This window comes from Tessaracoccus defluvii (assembly GCF_014489575.1).
In the GTDB taxonomy this organism is placed as follows: domain Bacteria; phylum Actinomycetota; class Actinomycetes; order Propionibacteriales; family Propionibacteriaceae; genus Arachnia; species Arachnia defluvii.
Map to the genome: position 1 here is coordinate 3,123,175 of NZ_CP060789.1, position 15,815 is coordinate 3,138,989.

Sequence of the window (15,815 nt, forward strand, 5' to 3'; positions counted from 1 at the left end):
GTCGGGTCATTCCCGCGTGATGTCCGCGATCCGGGTGAACTCGGTCGCCGAAGGGAACCCGTCGGCCTGGATCGTCAGGGTGTCCCCGCCGCAGGTGTAGCGGGCGGTGGCGTCCGGCTGCTCAGGTGCGCCCACGGGCACCTCGGCGGTGTGTCCGAAGATGCTGACATTCGCCGTGGAGCTGTCGTTCGCCGGGAGCGAGACGGTGGCGAGATCGCCGATCTGCATCTCGGCCTCCGCGTACAGCCGCTGGTACTCGCTGATGTACACGTGATCCGCGTCGGCCGAGTACTGCGCGACGTCCGCGGAGGTCTGCGTGTGCCGTACCGTTTCGGCGCCTGATCCCATGGCCATCGTGAACCCGTCCTGCCAGCCACCGTATTCTCCGGCCGTTCCGAATCGGATGAAGGTGTCTCCGGTGAGGGTGATGCCTGCACTCCCCAGCATCTCGGTGGGAAAGTCCGGGTCGTCCAGAAGCAGGGCCGAGAGCGTGGCCTCGAAGCTGTCGTTGCGCATCTCCCACGAGCCGACAAGGCAGTCTGGGCCCGCTGCGGCGGGCGGTGCCGTGGTGGAACGCACGGCTGTTTCGACGGCTGCCGGCGACTCGACGGCGGGTGACGGCTCGACGGTAGGCGTCGACCCCGCGGCCGGCGGGTCCTGCCCGGGATCTCCGGCCCCCGGAGCAGCTGTGTCCGGCGAGCAACCCGCCAGGGCGGCCGCCATACCGACGACGGTGAATGCTGCTGCGACCAGTCGCACTGTTGGTGACGTCAACCGCACGCGCTCTCTCCTCATGCCAGGGGTGATCCCGGGAGCCTAGGCGACGGGGTCGTCGCTTCTCTTACATGTGGCTTTAAGGGAACTGACACGGAGGCTCCCTAGCGTGAACGAGCGGTAGACGCTCGTCTTGAGGAGGGGAAGTTGAACGACAACGTGTGGAAGCAGACAGCCTCGTCGGTCCCGGCAAGCGTGGGCGGGTGGTCCCGCCTGCTCGGAGTGTCGCTGCGGCCCTGGTCAGGAAGGTCGCCGCTGGGCCTCATCGTCCGCGGGGTCATCCGGGTCGCGTTGTGCATCTTCTTCGCGGTCGTCGCGTTGAGGGTCGTCGGCTCGGACGAGCTCGCCGCCGTGACGGGTGACAGCGGCAGAGTGCGGCTGCTGGCCGGTGTGATCATCATCGCCCTCGCGGTGGGCGGTGTTCTCGGGGTGCTCAGCGTGGTGGTCGGCGTGCTCGACATGATGGTCCGGCGGACGGTGACCGGAACGGTCGTGAGCCTGAGCGATCGGAGGTTCCTCGATTTCCTCCCGCACATCGCGCAGCGGATGATCTTCGAGCGCAACCCCAACCAGATGGACAAGCGCCGCGTGCGGACCGAGGTCGTCCTCGACACCGACAACGGACACCAGCAGTGGACGGTGCGGAAGACGGCCCCGCTCCGGGAGCTGCGGCCGGGAACCGCGGTGACGCTGACCGTCACACCGCTCGCCGGGTATGTGGCCCAGGTGGCCCCCGCGCACAATCCCTCCGGCACGTTCTGAGCCTCGAAAGGACCCGATGTCTGATCCGAACACCACGTCTGGCGGCGCCAGACGCATGTCACCTCTGCGCGCGGCGCTGTTCGGCGGAGCCGTTCTTCCGCTCCTTTTGACGGCGTGCGCCGCGGATCCGGGGGCGCAGGAGGTGCCCCCATCGCAGCAGGCCACCCCGACCCCGGTGTCCTCCACGGACAAAGACACCCAGATGTCCGAGCCGCCTGCCGACGACGAAACCCAGGCCCCGCCGGCCGGTGGGGCAGCCGGCGCCGCCACGTTCACCGTCGGGGACCGGGTCTTCACCGTCGAGCTGACCCTCTGCGGCATGTACGGAGACGGGGACGACGCTGAGGTCGTCCTGGCGGGCCCGGCGAGCGAGAACGGCGGAGACGCCACGGGGTTCCTCGAGGGGGACCTCCTGCCCGCGGGCTCTGAGCTCAATGCGGAGTTCCGCATCGACATCGGCGCGGACGGCCCACAGCAGTCCACCGATGAGTTCCTGGCGCTCGGGCTGGCGAGCGGCAGCCCGGTCACCTTCTCCGAGGAGGGCGGTGGCTACGTGGTCCGCTCCGGCGCGTGGAACGAGAACGGCGAGGACCTGGGCGAAGGGTCGCTGGCGTTCTCCTGCGCCTGACCGTGCGGCTCAGCCGGCCAGGAGCCGGCGCAGTACCCTCCGGTATCCGCAGCGCAGGATCCGCGCGGCCAGAGACTGCAACCGGGCAGGGAGCCAGGGCAGTTTCGTCGACTGTTCCCAGCGGACCACGGCGCCACCGTCCGTGGGTGTCACCGTGATGTCGATGTCGCCCGCGATGGCCCGGCCGAGCTTGTGGATGGTGGCCGCGGCGGGTGCGAAGGTCAGGCTCTCGATGCGCATCGGGTCGTCGAAACCGAGTGGGCCCAGCGCAGTGCGCGCCACGAACAGCGTCCCGGGGGTCAGTTCGTCGGCGGACAGGGCCGGGCTGACGTGGGTCAACGGGATGATCCTGTCGTGTGCTCGCAGGTCCAGCAGGCGACGAAGTGTCTCGTCAGGGGGCAGATCGGTTCGCAGTTCGACGACGAAACCTGCGAGCCCGGTCATGGATGCATGCTACGGGGAGCACGCCGGCCGATCCGACGGTTCCGCGGGTGGGGCTCCCGGGGCTCAGTTCGTGACGATCTCGAGGCCGGTGGCGTCGGCTGCCGCGTTCACGCCACCGGCGTCGCGTACCTCCTCGAACCCGAGGCCCTCCATGATCTTCACGGCCTGTGCGGACCGGTTGCCCGAGCGGCAGTAGACGACGTAGTCGCCGGCCGGGTCCAGCGTCGCGATCTGCTCGGCGAAGACGCCGGAGTTCACGTCGATGTTGACGGCGCCGTCCAGATGTCCGGAGCCGTACTCCTCGGGGGTGCGGACGTCGATGACGATCGTGTCGGCCCTGATTTCCATCTGTTCCTGGGCGCCGCAGGCGGACAGAACGATGGCCGACAGCCCGAGGAGCACGGCGAGAAGGGCACGGATGCGGGACATGGTTTCACCTTCGACGAGAAGAACAATATACCCCCTAGGGTATATGAAATTCGTTGCCATCGGGCATGTAGCGATGGTGTCGCCCGTCCACGGTCGGGCAAGAGTGTGTCCCGAGCCAGTCCCCACGTGCATGTGGCCCCAGCTCGGGTTCGAGCTGGGGCCACATGGCAGGGAGCAGAGGTCAGCCTTCCTCGGACTCTCCCTTGATGACGTCCGAGTCGCCGGAGCTGATCTCACGGCCCCGGCCGGAGTGCTGCACCGAGATCTTGCGCGGCTTGGACTCTTCCGCCACCGGGATGATGAGTGTCAGAACACCGTCGGTGTAATCGGCGGAGATGGCGTTGGTGTCGATGCCTCGACCCAACGCCAGCTGGCGGGCCACGGTGCCGGCGCTGCGCTCACGTACAAGCCACTTCACGTCGTCGCCGCTGTGGCCATTGACCCGCTCGGCGCGGACGGTGAGCGTCCTGTCGTCGATGTCGATGTCGATGGACGAGGGGTCGACGCCGGGAAGATCGAACGCTGCGACGAAGTGGTCACCCGTGCGGTAAAGGTCCATCGCCAGGCCGGGCTGGGAGGGACGGGCCACCTCGCTGAACAGGCGCTCCATGTCTCGGAACGGGTCGAAATTGCGTGCCATGCTGGGCTCCTCTCTAGAGAGTTGACTGTATGTGACTCAAGTTTAGGGAGCGGCTCGCAAATGTCAAGAAAGTTGAGCCTGATCGACTCAACTCTTGAACCGGGGCTATCGGGGAGGCCGCCGAACGGGCTCGGGCGCCCAGGGAGCAGCGCAGAACCCACCGATAGTGCGTGTGCGTGCAGGACCCGGGGCGCCGTCAGTCGAGCTGGCGTCCCCCTGCTCGGCGCCGGCGACGGTCTGAACCTTCGACGAGACCAACGGGATGCCTCAGGGCAAGCGCAGTCGGGTGTCATGCCCCCGTGCTCCGGCCGGGCGGCGATACAGGTGTGTCGACGCGGTGCTACTCGCGGCCCTCCTCGAGCGGGATGAGCATGGTGCGGAACTCGGTCGTGGAGGTGTGCAGCTCCCAGATCCGCTCTGCCACGCCGTCCACGCCGCCGTCGATCGACAGCTTCGGGATCGAGCCCGGGATGACGAGCTGGAACACGCGAACGCCCTCGTCGGACAGGGCTTCGTGGAGCATCTCGCCGTAGGCGCTCTCGGCGGGGAAGGCCACCGACGTCCCCGAGAATCCGGCCCGGGCCTTCACCGAGGTGCCGCCGTTGATCAGGATGATCGTTCCTTCACCGGCCTCCCGCATGGCGGGAAGGACGGTTCGCGCCGCCGTGATCAAGCCCAGCGCCGAGAAGCTCAGCGCATCCAGTGCAAGCTCGGGAGTGAGGTCGAGCACCGGCTCGAGGTACGCGCGGGCGGGCAGTGGGCTGTACTGCAGTGCAGTGATCGGGCCGAGGTCCTTGGCCGCTGCTGTCAGGGCGGCCTCGAGGGCCGCGCCGTCGCGGACATCGGCCGAGTAGCCGCGCGCCGTCACCCCCTCGGATTCGAGTCTTTCGGCCAGGGCGTCGAGTTTCGCCTGATCGCGCGAGATCAGCGCGATCGAGAATCCTTCCCGTCCGAACCGGCGCGCGACCGCGGCGCCCAAGCCGCGGCCAGCTCCCACGATTGCCAACGTTGCCACTGTGGTCTCCTTTGACTCAGAGGTGTGCCTTGTCCCGAGCCTAGCCGGAGACATAACGGTGCCGTCGGGCGGGGTGGACGGGGCGTGATCCTGTCCGGCTCAACCCATCGGTGAGCTGAGGATTGTCTCGTTCAACACCACGAGGAGAACGAAGATCAGCAGCGTGACGAGGGTGTGGATCGACAGCACCGTGGCCGCGAAGTGGTTGTTCGCCTCGTTCTTGGAGAAGACCGGAATCACGAACGGGGCCGGGAGCGAGAACATGAGCAGGATCGCCAGGAGCAGCTGGGGATCGTAGGGCACGATCGCGAATACGACCACGCTCACCAGGCCCGCCAGCGGCGCCATGACCGCCAGCCGCAGCAGCACGACGCGGATCGCCGGCCCGACGGACGCCTGTGTCGACACGCTTTCGTAGCCGATCGCGAACAGGATCAGCACCGCAGTGGGACCGGCGATGAAGGCAGCCGTGTCGCGGATCAACGGGCCCGCGAGCGTCGTGTCGAGGGCGGACGACGCCCCAGTGATGCTGAGGAGTAGCCCCGCCAGGATGGCCACCATGACCGGCTGGCGCAGCGTGCGGATCAGCGTCGCCTTCGCGCCCACCCTGGCCCCACCCTCGGCGAGGAGGACGGTGACGAAGACTCCGAAGACGAAGAGCTCATGCCCGATGTCCAGGACCGCGAGATTCGAGGCGTGCGCGCTGCCCACCAGCAGGGTGTAGAGCGGAAACCCGAGCATGCCCATCTCATAGCCGGAGAACAGGTACGGGTACAGCTCCCGGTTCATGCCCGAGGAGTGGCGCCGGATCCAGAAGGCGACCCCGAACGTCGCTAGGCAGACCACGAAGATGACCACCGAGATGGCCCCGGTGCTCGCCGACAATCGCAGCGAGTAGAACGCCCCGAAGATCACGAAGGGCAGGGTGAAGTTCGCTACGAGCGCCTTGATTGCCGCGACGCCGTCGGGGCCGATCACCTGTCTCCGGGCCGCGACCGCGCCGAGCAGCAGGCAGACGAAGATGGGCAGCACCTTCGCGAGCACCCCGAGAGCAACCTCCATGGTCACCTCACACCTCCGCCTGCAGTGTATTGAGGGTCCCCGACGGCGCCATCGCGGGCCCCGACAACCTCCCGCGGGTGTCTGGTTTGCCCGCCATGGCAGGCAGAGGCGTGCTGTCGGGGAGGATGTGAGATGACACCGCGACGAAGGAGTTCCGCGTGACCGATCCGCTTCTCAGGTCCCCGCTGCCCATCGTCGCCGCGCCCATGGCTGGAGGGCCCACGACCGTGCTGCTGGCGCGTGCTGTCGCGTCCGCTGGGGCATTCCCTTTTCTCGCCGGGGGATACAAGACCCGCGAGGCGCTCGCGGCGGAGATCGACGCACTGCGGGGGCATGTGTCGGAGTTCGGCGTGAACCTGTTCGTCCCCTCGGACGATCCCGTCGATGCGTCCGCCTTCGCCGCCTACGCGGAGGAGCTCGCGGAGGAGGCCGCCGTCTACGGGCTCGAACTCGAGGCTACGCCCGTGACAGACGACGACGATTGGGACGCGAAGCTCGCGCTTCTCCTGGAGACCCCCGTGGCGGTCGTCTCTTTCACGTTCGGCCTGCCTGACCCAGCCGACGTCGTCCGGCTGCAGCGGGTCGGCACCCAGGTGCACGCAACGGTCACGACACCGGACGAGGCCAGCCGGGCGCGACAGGCCGGGGTCGACGGACTCATCGTGCAGGGACCGTCGGCGGGTGGGCACAGCGCCACGTTCGACCCGACCCGACCCATCGAGCCGTGGGAGACAGCGGAACTCGTGCGCGCGGTCCTCGACGTGGTGGACCTGCCGGTGATCGCCGCCGGTGGTGTGGACGGGCCGGACGCCGTCTGGGCGCTGCTCCGGGCAGGGGCGCGGGCAGTGGCGGTGGGCACGCTGCTGCTGCGCACCGACGAGGCCGGGACCTCACCGACGCACCGGATGGCACTGGGAGATCCCCGGTTCACTGAGACGGTGTTGACCCGGGCGTTCACCGGCCGTCCGGCCCGGGCGCTGCGCAACGGCTTCGTGGATCGACACGTCGGAAGCGCTCCCAACGCCTACCCGGCGGTGCATCACCTCACCAGGGCGCTGCGGCAGGCCGCGGCGAAGGCCGGTGACGCCGACCGCCTCCACCTCTGGGCCGGCACCGGATGGCGACAAGCCACAGAGGGACCGGCCGCCGCCGTCATCGGTCACCTCGCCGAGGGCGTCTCGGCGTAGCGGGGGGCAGCGATAGCGATGCGGTCGGGTGCCCCATCAACCGAAGTGCGCGGCGATGTCGAGCTCCATTCCAACGCGGAGCTGACCGGCCCCCGTGAAACCCCGGGGCGGGCTGCCCGGTAGGGTATCGACACCGCCGACCATCCGGGCTCGGCAAGGAGTGTCAACCGCACGGAAGCGGGCAGATCCACGGGCCCGTGACGCCGAGAGGAAGATCCTCCCTTGAGTCGATTTCAGCGTCGTGGCCACTATCGGCGCAGCCCCAATGGCGGGTATCACTACGTTCGGCCTCACGCCGTTGACCGGGGATCGTCCTATCAACATCCCTCCCCCGACCGGCGATACTCCCCCAGCCCAACTCACCACTCACCGCCGCAGCCTGTCCAGCCGATCTTCGTGGGTCACCCCGTTGCCTCGACTGCCGAACGCAACCTGCCCCGTCTGTGGTGCCAGCGTCTTCTTCTGGAGGAACCGGGCCGGCTCGAAGGTCTGGTTCGACGCGCTCGGAGCCCCATGGCCAAAGCACCCGTGCCTCGATCTCCCGGCGTTCGCCACGAGGCAACGCCGCATTGACGTCGCCTGGGCACGCCTCCGGGCGGAAGGACCGTTACCCCCGGCTCGAGAAGTCAGGTACGACGCGGGCAGCCGAATGGAGGGCGGCGGCTGCTTCCTGATCGTCGGCGTGACCATTCTCGTCGTGTGGATGCTCATCTGGTGGCTGAGCGCTCTCGCCGACAAGTCCAGTGTTCTCGGGCTCGTGGGCCCAGCGGCCGCAACGATGGCCTTGGTCTTCCTCGCCACCGTGACCCGTCGCCTTACGAAGCGGCATGCCCTGCGCCGAGAAGCCGAGCGCGCATTCGCTCTTACTCGCAGATTCGGCGACTTAGACCGACGCTAGCGAAACTCATCGTTCTCTATCCTGGTAATCTGGAGCGCATGACAGAGACGTCAGCCACCGACCCTCGCGTCGTTCCACTCGAGGCCTTCGGCAGCGCCGACCTCGCCGTCGTCGGCGGGAAAGCCGCCAATCTCGGCGAACTCCTGCGCGCCGGGCTCCCGGTGCCGCCCGGCTTCGTCGTCACCACCGACGCCTACGCCGCCGCGGCGGAGCGGAGCGGGCTGGCAGAACTCCTGGCCGACCCTGCGGTCCGACCCGCCGACCTGCGGGCAGCGATCGAGGCAGTCGACGTCCCCTCCGATCTGCGCGACGCCATCGCCGCCGCCTACGCCGGGTTGGGATCCGGTGTTCCGGTGGCGGTCCGATCGAGTGCGACGGCCGAGGACCTGCCCGGTGCGGCCTTCGCCGGCCAGCAGGACACATACCTCAACGTGATCGGGCCCGACGCCGTCGTCGACGCCGTGCGACGGTGCTGGGCCTCGCTGTGGACCGACCGTGCCGTGTCCTACCGGAGCGACCGCTCCGTCGACCAGGCCGAGGTGCGCATCGCCGTCGTCGTCCAGGCCATGGTGGCCTCCGAGACGGCAGGCGTGATGTTCACCGCCGACCCAGTCAGCGGCACGCGCGACCGCGTCGTCGTCGATGCCGGTGCCGGGCTCGGCGAGGCCGTCGTCTCCGGGCTCGTCACCCCGGACCACTACGCCCTCGACCGCGACGGCAGACTGCTGGACTGGACGCCCGGTCGCGGGGAGGTCGTCGTCCTTGCGGAGGCAGGGGGCGGAGTGCGACACGAGGCCGGCGACGCCGCCCGTGCAGCCACCAGCGGTGAGCCGCTGCTCGACCGCGCCGCCCTCGCCGCCCTGGCCCGCCTCGCCGGCACCATCGCCGACCACTTCGGGCGCCCGCAGGACATCGAGTGGGCCATCGCGGCCGGCCGCGTGTGGATCCTTCAGGCTAGGCCGATGACGGCACTGCCGCCCGAGACCCCGCCGCTGAACCGCATCCAGCGCCTCCAGGCGTCCATCCTCACCGAATACCTGCCGGTGCGGCCCTATCCGATGGACGTCACCACCACCGTCGAGCACGGGCCCGCGGCGATGATGGCCCAGATCGGCCGCCACTACGGCATTCGCGGAATGTTCGAGGACATCGTGCGTGAGGAGGACGGCGTCGCCGTCCAGATCCTGCCCTCGCAGCCCCGACCGTCGCTCAAGACGCTGGCGAGCATCGGGCAGCTCATCCGCAGGATCCGGACCCTGCGACCGGCGACCTGGTCGGAGGATCCCCGGCAGACGATGTTCCTCGCGGAGGTCGCCGCACTCGAGGCGCTGGACCTTTCGACGCTGTCGTGGCGGGAGTTGATCGCGGTGCCGACCCGCGCGCTCGCAGCCCAGGACTACTGCCGCGATCTCCGTGTCGACTACCTGCCCGGCGCGGCGGCGGCCCTGGTCAAGGTGGTGCTGCCGGTGACCATCCTCGGGCGCCGCTCGCTGATTCCCGACCTGCTCGGCGGCGTCCGCACCCGCACCCAGGAAGCCAACGATGCGCTGGCCAGGCTGGCCGACGAGGTGCGGGCCGACCCTGACCTCCGGGTCGCCCTGACCGGCCCCGACCTGGACGGCGCCCTCGCCGCGCTGCGCATCGATAGCCGGTTCGGGGGGTTCGTCGGCCGTGTCGACGACTTCCTCGCCGAGTTCGGGCGCCGCGAGACGACCTCACCCCTGCTGGTCAGCGCCCCCACGCTCGCCGAGTCGCCCGGAATCGTGCTCGGGGTGGTGCTCGCGGCCGTCGAGCAGCCGCCACGCGACGGGGAGGCCGTCTCCCGATCGGCCGAGGCCCTCAGCCGGCTGCTCGCCCACCCCCGGCTCCGCCGCAGCCCCCGCAGGCAGGCCTTGATGCGCCGACGCGTGCAGAGGGCCCGGGAGGCCGTGGCGCTCCGCGAGGACACGCACTTCTACTTCACGGCCGCGGTCCCGACGCTGCGCGGCGCGATCCTCGAGATCGGTCGCCGCCTGCACGACGCCGGGCTGCTGACGGCGCCGTCGGACGTCTTCCATCTCCGCTGGGAGGAGGTGGCCGCCATCGGCGATCCGACGGCGATCCGCCCCGCGAATGCGGACAGCCTGCGTGACCGCATCCGACGCCGGACGGCACGGCGGGCCGAGCTCGGGGGCGTCCCGATGATCGACACCCGACGAGTCTTCCCTGCGGCCGGCGGCGGCGACGCCGTCGTGACCGGGACGCCGGCCTGCTCCGGCACCGTGACGGCGGTCGCCCGGATCGTCGGTTCCACCGACGATTTCTCCCGCCTCGGCGACGGCGAGATCCTGGTGTGCCCCTACACGAACCCGGCGTGGACGCCGCTCTTCCAGCGCGCGGCTGCCGTCGTCGTCGACAGCGGATCGATCGCGTCGCACGCGGCCATCGTCGCCCGCGAGTACGGCATCCCCGCCGTCATGGGCACGGGCTCCGGCACCACGGCCATCGTCGACGGCGAGACCGTCACGGTCGACGGCACCTGCGGATGCGTCACCCGGGCGGCGCGATGACTGCCCCGGACCACCGGACAGCCCCCCGCCGCAGGGGAGAAGCCCTTGTCAACGCGATTCTGGCCGCCACCGTCGAGGAACTCGAGGAGCGGGGCTACGGGGGCCTGACGATGGACGGCGTCGCCCGACGCGCCGGGGCCAGCAAGGCCTCCCTGTATCGCCGCTGGGAAACCCGTTCCGCACTGGTGATGGACGCCGTCTACCGGCTGGCCCCGCACCCGGGGGACATTCCCGACGCCGGCGCCCTCCGCAACGATCTCCTCGCCGTCCTCCGGCACAGCGCGGCGACACTTCAGGGGCCTGCGGGGGCGCCACTGCGCGGAATGCTCTCCGAGGCGCTTCCCGAACCGGGACGGGTCGGTGAGCTCCGCGCCCGCTCCCAGGGCAGGAACCGAGAGCTCATGGCGGAGGTGCTGCGTCGCGCCGTCGACCGGGGCGAGATCTCGCCCGGTGCGGTGACCGACCTTCGGCTCGAGGTCGGCGTCGCCCTCCTCCGCAACCATTACCTGTTCCGCGACGACCCGCTCGACGACGCCGTCATCGTCCAGGTGGTCGACGACGTGCTGCTGCCGCTGTTCGCCGCGGCGCCCGGCTGATTCGAGCCCAGTTCAGACGAAGTCGACCGGCGGCTGGGAAGGCCGTTCCGTCTGGGGTAGCGTTTTCCCAGACCCACCATCACCTGTCCGCGACGGAGCGACCGACCGTGCATCCCTACCTCTGCGACGACGGCGGGCACCTGCTGGCCAGCCAGGGCACCGCGACCGCCATCGCCGTGGCCCCCACCGAGTCCACCGCCGTCCTCAGCGCGGCAGATGCGCTCGCCGCGGATCTGCGCGCAGTCTGCGGAGCCGAGCCGACGCTGCAGCAGACGGTCTCCGGGGCCCGGATCGTTGTCGGCACGCTCGGCTTCTCTCCGCTGGTCGATGACGCCGTCGCCTCCGGGGCGCTCGCCGTCGACCTCCTCCGGGACGAGGCGGGGGATTTCCGTTGGGAGGCCTTCCTGATCCAGGCCGTGGGGGAGGCCCTCTACGTCGTCGGGACGGACCGGCGCGGCACGGTCTTCGGGATCTACGACCTGTGCGAGGCCATGGGCGTCTCGCCCTGGTACTGGTTCGGGGACGTCCCGGTGCGCACCCGCCCCGAGGTGCGGTTCCGCGCGGAAACCCGGCACGCCGACTGGCCAGGGGTCGCCTACCGCGGCATCTTCATCAACGACGAGGAGGAGCTCGAACGCTGGGCGCAGGAGCACACCGGCGACGACACCATCGGACCTGAGACGTACGCGCGGCTGTTCGAACTGGTGCTCCGCCTGAAGGGCAACTACGTCTGGCCCGCCATGCACGTCAACGCCTTCAACCTCGATCCGGCGAACGGGCGCCTGGCAGACGACCTCGGCGTCGTCATCGGCTCCAGCCACTGCGACATGCTCCTGCGCAGCAACGAGCACGAGTTCGAGGGCTGGGCGGCCTACGACTACTCCCTTCCCGGCCGCAACCGCGACGAGCTCATCGAGTACTGGCGTGGGAGTGTCCGGCAGAACGGCGGCTACGAGGTGTCGTGGACCGTCGGCATGCGCGGCATCCACGACACCGGCTTCTCCACCGCCGCGATCGACGGGGACGACTCGCTCACCGAGGTCGGTCGGCACCGGGCGAGGGTCGACCTGCTCGGCCGCGTCATCGCCGACCAGCGACGCCTCCTTGTCGACGAGCTCGGCGACCGCGGCCGCGACTGCCTGCAGCTGTTCATCCCCTACAAGGAGGTCCTTCCCCTCTATGACGGCGGGCTCGAGCTTCCCGATGACGTCACCGTCGTGTGGGCCAACGACAACTTCGGATACGTCCGGCGCTACCCGACGGGCGCCGAGCTGGACCGGCCCGGCGGCCACGGGCTCTACTACCACTCCTCCTACTGGTCGGTGCCGCCGCGCAGCTACCTCGCGACGTCGTCGACACCGCTGGCGTTGATGCGTGCCGAACTGACGAAGGCCTGGGACCACGGCATCCGCCGGCTGTGGGTCGACAACGTCGGCGGGCTGAAGCCGCTCGAGTTGGAGACCGAGTTCTTCCTGCGCTGCGCCTGGCAGGCGGGCAAGGAGACGACGACCTCCGACGTCGCGGGCTTCGTCACCACCTGGTTCGACGCGAACTTCTCCGGCGGGCGGGGAGCGGAGGTCGGCGAGCTGTATGCCCGGTACTACCGGCTGAACAACCAGCGCAAGATCGAGCACCTCGACGGCGACGCCTTCAGTCTGACGTCGGACGGAGACGAGGCGGCCCGCCGGGTGCGAGACCTGGCCGACATCGCTGCGCGGATTGCTTCGATCGCCGTCGAACTTCCGATCGGGGAGCGCGACGCGTTCCTCCAGCTCATCGGCATCAAGGTGCACCTGGCGTACCTCGTCGCGGCGCAGTTCGCGTACGCGGACCGATCGCGGCTCGCGCTCGCGCAGGGCCGGCCCGCGGCGGCCGACGCGTACACCGTCAGGTCGAAGGAGTACGACGCGTGCAAGCGGGCGCTGCTGCACTCCTACAACGAGATCCTGTCGGATGGGCGGTGGTCGCGGATGCTGGAGCCCGAGAGCTCGCCGCCGCCGGCGATGGCGCTCGCTCCGGCGGCGACGCCGGCGCTGACGATCGGCGAACCGGGGCTGGGAGTCGCGGTCCGGGGCCGCGAGCAGCCGGGCGTCGGTGACGGACTGGTCTTCTGGCCGGATGGGCGCGACACGTTATGGATCGATGTGTTCAGCACCGGCGCCGCGGGGGTGCCGTTCGAGGTGTCGGCGGAGCCGTGGCTGAAGGTGTCGCCGTCGTCGGGGGTGCTGGATCCGGACGTGCGGCTGCAGGTCTCGGTCCCTGAGCTTGTCGAAGGGCCAGCCCCCGTACGGCCCTTCGAGACGCTCGCTGGCGCTCGCTCCTCAGGGACCGTCGTCATCACGGCCGCCGGTCAGACCGTCGCCGTGCCCGTCAGTATCGTCGCCACCGCCCCCGTCCCCAGCGACTTCAGCGGTTCCATCGAGGCCGACGGCCACATCAGCATCGATCCCTCCCGCCCCGACGGCGGCTCCGGATGGCGCGTCGTGCCCTGGCTCGGGCGCGACCACAACGACGCCGTCGCCGCGACCGCCGACGCGGGAGCCCTCCTCGAGTACCGCCTGTTCCTCCACACGCCCGGCGCCCACACCCTCGAACTCCACCGCCTGCCGACCCTGAACTCGACCGGGCGCATCCGCGTCGGGATCAGCGTCGACGGCGGCGAGACGATCGTCGTCGAGTCGCCGACCACCGACGAGTACCGCGGTGACTGGGAGGAAGCCGTCCTCGACAACGTGGAGCGCCTCAGCGTGCAGCTTCCCCACCTCGGCGGCGGTGGGCACGTCCTGCGACTGCACGCCGTCGACGAGCACGTCACGCTCAGCAAGCTGATCGTCCACACCGCGCCCGTCGCGCCCAGCAACCTCGGGCCCTCGTTCAGCCGCCACACCGACCGGCCCTTCGAACCGACCCCGGATCCCGATCCTGGTCTGCCCGACGCTCTCCGGGCGTCGCTGCTGGGGCTCTACCGCGTCGACCCGGCCGCAGTGCCCCCGCGTCCGACCCTGTACGTGGGCGGCGCCGCGAAGGTCGATCCCGACCAGGCCCTGGGCCGTCGCTACCTCCGGGTCGAGCAGACCAGGCTGCCCGAGCCCCCGACCTATGTGCGGCCCGACGGCACCAAGGACGTCGTCGCCGCCCTCGGTACCGGCGCTTTCCTGCAGGTCGACGGTTGCCTCGCAATCGAGACGGAGTGCGCCCTGGCCGACGACGAGTACGCCCACCGGAGCCCTGGCGACGGCCTCGTCTGGACCCACACCGATGCCGACACGGCCGCCGGCTGGGGGCTCGCGGTGCGCGTCGACGCTCCCGGCCGCAGCTGGGACGACCCGTCGTCGGCGCCGGCGATGCACTACGTCGTCGATGTGGAAGAGGGCGGCGAGCACGAGGTCTGGTTGCTGATCAAGCAGAACGGATATGCCGATGACGACAGCGTCTGGCTGGCGGTCGACGGCGCCGTCCAGCCCGTCTCGGAGCAGCACTTCGGCGGCGACCTCTTCGGTTGGGACACGACCCAGCTCTGGCACTGGGTGGCGCTGTCGCGCGTGGCCCTGAGCCCCGGGCGCCGTCAGCTGTCGCTGATCGCCCGGCGGGCGGGGCTGCGGGTCGACCGCCTGTTCCTCACGCGCCACGACGAACTGCCGCCCGACGATGGCAACTGGGGTGCCAGCCCGCGGGAGGGACGACCGGTCGACCTGAGGCACACTACGAGCGACGCGCCCGCCGTCGAGGGCCGTTGCGCCGAGGAGGATGAACACCGATGAAGATGGGTTTCCGCTGGTACGGAGCCGCCGACGACCCGATCCCGCTCGCGCACATCCGGCAGATTCCCGGCGTATCGCACGTCGTCGGGGCCTTGTTCGACCTGCCGGTCGGCGAGGTCTGGCCCGTGGAGAGGATCCGCGCCCTCGTCGACGAGGTAGAGGCGGCGGGGATGCGACTCGAGGTCATCGAGAGCGTCAACATCCACGACGACATCAAGATCGGCCTGCCCGGCCGTGACCGCTGGATCGCCAACTACATCGAGACGATCCGGAACCTGGCCACCTGCGGCATCAAGGTCATCTGCTACAACTTCATGCCGATCTTCGACTGGGTCCGCACCGAGATGCGCCACGAACTGGCCGACGGCTCGTTCGCCCTCGCGTTCGACCAGTCGCTTGTCGAGGGCACGGCCGCCGATCTGCTGGAGCGGGTGCAGAGCCAGGCCGGAACGACGATGCTGCCCGGCTGGGAGCCGGAGCGGCTCGCCGACATCGAGGCACTGTTCGCGGCCTACGCCGACGTCGACGAAGCGCGTCTGGCGGCCAACTTCGAGTACTTCATCAAGGCGATCATGCCGGTGTGTAAGGAGGTGGACGTCCGCATGGCCGTCCACCCGGACGATCCGCCGTGGCCGATCTTCGGGCTGCCCCGCATCGTGAAGAACGCCGCCGACCTGCGCAGGATCGAGGCCTTCCACGACTCCCCGTACAACGGCTTCACGCTGTGCACCGGCTCGCTGGGCGAGAACCCCGACAACGACGTCCCGGCGATCATCCGCGAGTTCGTCGGCCGCGGCAAGGCGCCGTTCGTGCACGCCCGCAACATCAGGCACACGGCGCCGGGACGGTTCCACGAGTCGGCGCACCTGTCGAGCGAGGGATCGCTGGACATGTTCGAGATCATGCGGGCCCTGCACGAGTCCGGGTTCGACGGGTATGTGCGGCCTGACCACGGGCGCGACATCTGGGGCGAGCGCGGCCGTCCCGGCTACGGGCTCTACGACCGGGGGCTGGGTATCGCGTACCTGACGGGGCTCTGGGAGGCGATCGGCAAGTCCTCGTAAAGTGTC

At 69.8% G+C, this 15,815-nt stretch carries 13 protein-coding genes; 7 read left to right on the forward strand and 6 right to left on the reverse strand.

From position 1 onward, the window contains the following. Positions 1-6 precede the first annotated feature (6 nt). Complete coding sequence (locus tag H9L22_RS14815; RefSeq protein WP_187720583.1) at positions 7-795, reverse strand: hypothetical protein; 789 nt, start codon at positions 793-795, stop codon at positions 7-9. Positions 796-921: 126 nt separating this feature from the next. Between H9L22_RS14815 and H9L22_RS14820 the strand changes: the two genes are divergently transcribed. Further along, positions 922-1,536 (forward strand): hypothetical protein, encoded by a 615-nt coding sequence (locus H9L22_RS14820; protein WP_187720584.1) that lies wholly within the window; start codon positions 922-924, stop codon positions 1,534-1,536. A 16-nt stretch (positions 1,537-1,552) separates the two neighbouring features. Beyond that, a complete protein-coding gene (locus H9L22_RS14825; RefSeq protein WP_187720585.1) occupies positions 1,553-2,164 on the forward strand; it encodes a hypothetical protein in 612 nt (203 codons plus the stop codon). Between the two features lie 9 nt (positions 2,165-2,173). Here the strand turns inward: H9L22_RS14825 and H9L22_RS14830 are convergent, their stop codons facing one another. The 5 genes from H9L22_RS14830 to H9L22_RS14850 form a co-directional block, all read right to left on the reverse strand. Further along, positions 2,174-2,608 carry a hypothetical protein gene (locus tag H9L22_RS14830; RefSeq protein ID WP_187720586.1) on the reverse strand — a complete coding sequence of 145 codons (435 nt, stop codon included), beginning with the start codon at positions 2,606-2,608 and terminating at the stop codon, positions 2,174-2,176. Between the two features lie 63 nt (positions 2,609-2,671). Next, positions 2,672-3,037, reverse strand: a complete 366-nt coding sequence (locus tag H9L22_RS14835; protein WP_187720587.1) for a rhodanese-like domain-containing protein — start codon at positions 3,035-3,037, stop codon at positions 2,672-2,674. A gap of 181 nt (positions 3,038-3,218) precedes the next feature. Beyond that, positions 3,219-3,677 carry an Hsp20/alpha crystallin family protein gene (locus tag H9L22_RS14840; protein ID WP_187720588.1) on the reverse strand — a complete coding sequence of 153 codons (459 nt, stop codon included), beginning with the start codon at positions 3,675-3,677 and terminating at the stop codon, positions 3,219-3,221. A 340-nt stretch (positions 3,678-4,017) separates the two neighbouring features. After that, on the reverse strand, positions 4,018-4,692 hold the full coding sequence (locus H9L22_RS14845; protein WP_187720589.1) for an SDR family NAD(P)-dependent oxidoreductase: 675 nt from the start codon (positions 4,690-4,692) through the stop codon (positions 4,018-4,020). Positions 4,693-4,791: 99 nt separating this feature from the next. Then, positions 4,792-5,754: an AEC family transporter gene (locus H9L22_RS14850; RefSeq protein ID WP_187720590.1), complete on the reverse strand. Its 963-nt coding sequence runs from the start codon at positions 5,752-5,754 to the stop codon at positions 4,792-4,794. Between the two features lie 158 nt (positions 5,755-5,912). On the opposite strand from H9L22_RS14850, the gene H9L22_RS14855 reads away from it, so the two are divergent. From H9L22_RS14855 to uxuA, 5 genes are all read left to right on the forward strand, one after another. Continuing rightward, positions 5,913-6,941 (forward strand): nitronate monooxygenase, encoded by a 1,029-nt coding sequence (locus H9L22_RS14855; protein ID WP_187720591.1) that lies wholly within the window; start codon positions 5,913-5,915, stop codon positions 6,939-6,941. Positions 6,942-7,877: 936 nt separating this feature from the next. After that, a complete protein-coding gene (locus H9L22_RS14860) occupies positions 7,878-10,388 on the forward strand; it encodes a PEP/pyruvate-binding domain-containing protein (RefSeq protein WP_187720592.1) in 2,511 nt (836 codons plus the stop codon). Beyond that, a complete protein-coding gene (locus tag H9L22_RS14865; protein WP_187720593.1) occupies positions 10,385-10,984 on the forward strand; it encodes a TetR/AcrR family transcriptional regulator in 600 nt (199 codons plus the stop codon). Before H9L22_RS14860 ends, H9L22_RS14865 begins: the two co-directional genes overlap by 4 nt. A 107-nt stretch (positions 10,985-11,091) precedes the next feature. After that, positions 11,092-14,745, forward strand: coding sequence for a glycosyl hydrolase 115 family protein (locus H9L22_RS14870; protein ID WP_187720594.1), 3,654 nt, complete (start codon positions 11,092-11,094; stop codon positions 14,743-14,745). After that, positions 14,742-15,809, forward strand: coding sequence for a mannonate dehydratase (gene uxuA / locus H9L22_RS14875; protein ID WP_187720595.1), 1,068 nt, complete (start codon positions 14,742-14,744; stop codon positions 15,807-15,809). Before H9L22_RS14870 ends, uxuA begins: the two co-directional genes overlap by 4 nt. Positions 15,810-15,815: the final 6 nt, after the last annotated feature.

Bases quoted from the DNA above. Each gene is read 5' to 3' on its own strand.
- H9L22_RS14865 (WP_187720593.1), top strand. From the start codon at position 10,385: ATGACTGCCCCGGACCACCGGACAGCCCCCCGCCGCAGGGGAGAAGCC.
- H9L22_RS14825 (WP_187720585.1), top strand. From the start codon at position 1,553: ATGTCTGATCCGAACACCACGTCTGGCGGCGCCAGACGCATGTCACCT.
- H9L22_RS14815 (WP_187720583.1), bottom strand. From the start codon at position 795: ATGAGGAGAGAGCGCGTGCGGTTGACGTCACCAACAGTGCGACTGGTC.
- H9L22_RS14830 (WP_187720586.1), bottom strand. From the start codon at position 2,608: ATGACCGGGCTCGCAGGTTTCGTCGTCGAACTGCGAACCGATCTGCCC.
- H9L22_RS14860 (WP_187720592.1), top strand. From the start codon at position 7,878: ATGACAGAGACGTCAGCCACCGACCCTCGCGTCGTTCCACTCGAGGCC.
- H9L22_RS14835 (WP_187720587.1), bottom strand. From the start codon at position 3,037: ATGTCCCGCATCCGTGCCCTTCTCGCCGTGCTCCTCGGGCTGTCGGCC.
- H9L22_RS14840 (WP_187720588.1), bottom strand. From the start codon at position 3,677: ATGGCACGCAATTTCGACCCGTTCCGAGACATGGAGCGCCTGTTCAGC.
- H9L22_RS14850 (WP_187720590.1), bottom strand. From the start codon at position 5,754: ATGGAGGTTGCTCTCGGGGTGCTCGCGAAGGTGCTGCCCATCTTCGTC.
- uxuA (WP_187720595.1), top strand. From the start codon at position 14,742: ATGAAGATGGGTTTCCGCTGGTACGGAGCCGCCGACGACCCGATCCCG.